Below are 4,054 nucleotides of genomic sequence, written 5' to 3'. Positions count from 1 at the left end.
GACACCCCCGTCATCACCCTCGACGCCCGACGACGCGACAGCGCCAAGAGCGCCCTCATCACCCTCGTCGAACACGCCCTCCTCGCCCGCCTGCGCTGAGCGGGAACCCGCAGGTCGCACGCCCCGGTGCCCCGCCGTCACGGTCGGGCACCGGGGCAGCTGCGGCTAGGGCGCGGGTGTCGCCGCGGCGGCCCGCGCAAGACCCCTACATAAGCAGCGGATAACAGTTCGGTAGGCATTTTGTGATCAACAGTGACCATGCGTAGCGAATTAGCATCGCTCAGCGCCAGAAGACCACGGTTTTGCCCCTCGATGTCGGCTAATGTCCGGATTGCTCCACAGCAGGCCGCCATCGACACCTGTTTGTCCCCCATCCCTGCACGTGCTGAAATTCCAGCTACCCCTAAATCCATTTCGGCAGTCCCACCACCAGCGGGCCGCTGCCAGGGGTAGCGCTGGATTGATCCATGGCCGCCAATCGGCCGAGAGGTTGTTGTCGAGTGAGGCGTAAGCAGCAGGTCGCCCCGCAGCGGCGCTCCGAGCCCCGCCAGAGCGAGCCGAACGGTACCGCAACGGACCCGGCCGGATTCTCCGCGTTCACGCCGGTCGAGGAGCGACCCCCGGCCCCCTCCCCGAAGCCGCCGGCCGCCTCCACGGAGCGCCGCAGCGGTGGCTCGGCGGACGACGGAGGCAGCGGCGGCAAGGGTGGTCGGTACGACTTCCTCCGGCCGCGGAACTGGCGTGTGCCGGCCCGTCTGATAGCCATCCTGTTGATCCCGGTCATCATCGGCCTGATCTTCGGCGGCCTGCGCGTCAACACCTCGGTCGACGGCTACGTCAAGGCATCCCGCGCCGAGAAGACCGCCCGCCTCGCCAAGGCGGCCACCGAACTCGCCGAGGCGCTGGAGAACGAGCGCGACAAGTCGCTCAGCCCCCTGCTGACCGGCCAGGACCCGAACGGCGACGTCCCGAAGACCCGCGCCACCACAGACACCGCGCTCAAGGCGTACAACGCGGCCTACGACGCCAGCGACAAGTCCGCCGAACTGCCCCACCGGCACGCGGCCTTCCAGAGCATGGTGCTGTTCCTCCCGCACCTGCGCGACGTCGCCTACAAGCCCGAGCTGTTCGCCACCGCGACCCAGTCCGCGTACTCGACGATGATCGCGCCGCTGCTGGCCTACGACAACTCGGTCGGCCTCGGCAGCAGCAACATCACCAGCAAGGGCCGCGCGATCTACGCCATGTCGCTGGCCAAGGCCTCGGCCTCGACCCAGCGCGCGCTGATGCTCCACCTGCTGGTCGGCATCTCGGCCCAGTCCACCACCCGGTACGAGAACACCGACCTGATCCAGCAGCTCCTGGTCTCCCAGAAGCTGGAGCAGGTCTCGCTCTCCGAGTTCAACACCGGCAGCGCCCCCGAGGACGCCCAGCGCTACGCCGACGCCCAGGTCGCCCAGGCCGCCGCCGACCAGCGCGCCGCGTACCGGATGCCGAACGGCAGCGTGCCGACCATGACGGGCCTGCTGGGCCTCGGCGCCGCCTACACGCAGGCCGCCGCCGAGGGCCAGTCCAAGGGCAAGGCCGCCGCCGACGCCGCCTACAAGGAGGCCAAGGACTCCGGTCTGACCAAGGAGAACTGGGAGCAGGCCTCCAACACCCACATCGCCAGCCTGCGCGCCACCGAGGTCGCGCTGCTGGACGACGTCCTCAACGACGCCGCCGACCTGCGGGACAACGCGCTCTACGACGCCATCCTCAACTCGGCGATCGTGCTCGCCGCGCTGGTCCTCGCCGGTGTCCTCACCGGCTACGTGGCCCGCTCGATGATCCTGGGCATGCGCACCCTGCGCAACGCCGCCCTGGAGATCGCCGACCACCGCCTGCCGGACCTCGTCGAGCGGCTCTCCAAGACCGACCCGGACCGGGTGGACACCTCGGTCAGCCAGATCCCGCTGCACGGCAAGGACGAGATCGGCGAGGTCGCCCGGGCCTTCGACCAGGTCCACCGGCAGGCGGTCGCGCTCGCCGCCGAGCAGGCCCTGCTGCGAGGCAACGTCAACGCGATCTTCACCAACCTGTCGCGCCGCAGCCAGAGCCTGATCCAGCGCCAGCTGGCGCTGATCACCGACCTGGAGAACAACGAGGCCGACCCGGACCAGCTGGAGAACCTCTTCAAGCTGGACCACCTCGCCACCCGTATGCGCCGCAACGGTGAGAACCTGCTCGTCCTCGCGGGCGAGGAGGCCGGCCGCCGCTGGAACACCCCGGTCCCGCTGGTCGACGTGCTCCGCGCCGCCGCGTCCGAGGTGGAGCAGTACGAGCGCGTCGAGCTCTCCGGCATCCCCGAGGCCGAGGTCGTCGGCGCCGCCGTGACCGACCTCGTCCACCTGCTCGCCGAGCTGCTGGAGAACGCCACCTCGTTCTCCAGCCCGCAGACCCGGGTGCTGGTCAACGCCACCCGCCTGCCGGACGGCCGGGTGCTGGTCGAGATCCACGACAAGGGCATCGGCCTCACCGCCGAGGACTTCGCCGAGATCAACGAGAAGCTGGCCGAGCCGCCCACCGTCGACGCCACCATCTCCCGCCGCATGGGCCTCTTCGTGGTCGGCCGGCTCTCCCAGCGGCACGACGTCCGTGTCCAGCTCCGCCCCTCGGGCGAGTCCGCGGGCACCACCTCGCTGGTCATGCTCCCGCCGTTCCTGACCCAGATGGGCGCCGCCCCGGAGCCGGAGGAGCAGTTCACCGTCTCCCGGATCTTCGCCGAGCAGGAGCCGTCCGCGGCCGACTGGGCCGCCGAGGTCCAGCAGAACCAGCCGCGCAGCGCCGCCGAGCTGGGCTTCGACGACCACCTCACCGGCAACGGCAGCGCCGGGTCCAGCGGCTTCAGCCCGGCCCTGGAGGCCGTCCAGCGCTCGCAGCGGCTCGACCAGGTCCGCCGCGCGGCCCTGGAGTCCGGCCCGCTCGGGCCGGAGGAGCGGCAGGTGCTCGACGCCGAGGTCGAGGAGGAGTACCCGGCGTACGGCCGGCGCAACGACGAGGGCTACGGCCAGGACGGCCAGGACGGCCAGTACCCCCAGCAGGGCTACGACCAGTCCGGCTACGCCGACCAGCAGTACGGCTACGACCAGGGCGGCTACACCCAGGACGGGTACGCCCAGGACGGCTACGCCGGGACCGAGTACGGGCAGAACGACTACGGCCAGGACGCCTACGGCCGGTTCCCCCAGCAGGGTTACGGCGACGACCAGTACGGTCAGGACCAGGGCCAGAACCAGGGCCAGGACGACCAGTACGGCCAGTACCCGGGCTACGACGGCTACGCCGACGAGCAGTACGGGGCCGAGGAGGCCCCGGCCGGCCACCCGTACACCCCGGAGCCGCCGGCCCTGCCGGCCGCCCAGCCCGCCGCCACCCTGCCGTCCGGGCTGCCGCAGCGCCGCCCCGGCCAGCAGCTGGCCGGCGGTGGCCCCGCCGCCGCGCCGCAGCAGGGCGGCGGCCAGGACACCGGCGAGACCCCGAACTGGTTCGCCGGCGCCAAGGACACCTCGGCGCCCGCCGAACCGCGCGGACACGAGGTGTCCGCGCTGGGCGGTTACGGTCCCACCGGACCGACCGGCCCGACCAGCGCCGCCTGGCAGTCGCCCAACGACGGCGCCTGGCAGCGTGCCGAGCAGTTGCGCGAGCCCGCCTCCGGCGGGACCACCTCGTCCGGCCTGCCCCGGCGGGTGCCCAAGCAGAACCTGGTGGCCGGCAACGCCAAGCCCACTCCGCAGGACGGGCCGCAGGTCTCCCGCAGCCCCGAGGAGGTCCGCGGCCGGCTCACCAACCTGCGCCGCGGCGTGGAGCAGGGCCGCAGCGCCGGCAACACCGGAAGCTTCCGGATCGACCCCGATCAGGTAGACCCGTCCGGCAACGGACAGCAGAACCGCAGCACCGATCTCTTCGGCGGCTCGAACCACCAGGAGCGTTGAGTTGAGTCAGATGAGCCAGGCCGCACAGAACCTGAACTGGCTGATCACCAATTTCGTGGACAACACCCCTGGGGTGTCGC

1 protein-coding gene and 2 pseudogenes are annotated in these 4,054 nt (G+C 71.4%); all 3 read left to right on the top strand.

Features of this window, described 5'->3' with window-relative positions; genetic code table 11:
* Positions 1-99, top strand: a pseudogene (locus ABZ495_RS36810) (ATP-binding protein); the annotation flags it as partial.
* 401 nt (positions 100-500) lie between these two features.
* The gene (locus ABZ495_RS36805) at positions 501-3,974 is read left to right on the top strand and encodes a nitrate- and nitrite sensing domain-containing protein (protein ID WP_359840344.1); all 3,474 of its coding nucleotides are present in this window, start codon (positions 501-503) and stop codon (positions 3,972-3,974) included.
* A 10-nt stretch (positions 3,975-3,984) separates the two neighbouring features.
* Positions 3,985-4,054 (top strand): annotated as a pseudogene (locus ABZ495_RS36800) (roadblock/LC7 domain-containing protein); the annotation flags it as partial.

This window comes from Kitasatospora sp. NPDC005748 (assembly GCF_040630735.1).
Taxonomy (GTDB): domain Bacteria; phylum Actinomycetota; class Actinomycetes; order Streptomycetales; family Streptomycetaceae; genus Kitasatospora.
Note: the sequence above shows the minus strand (reverse complement) of the source record. Positions and strands in the feature narration are given on the sequence as shown.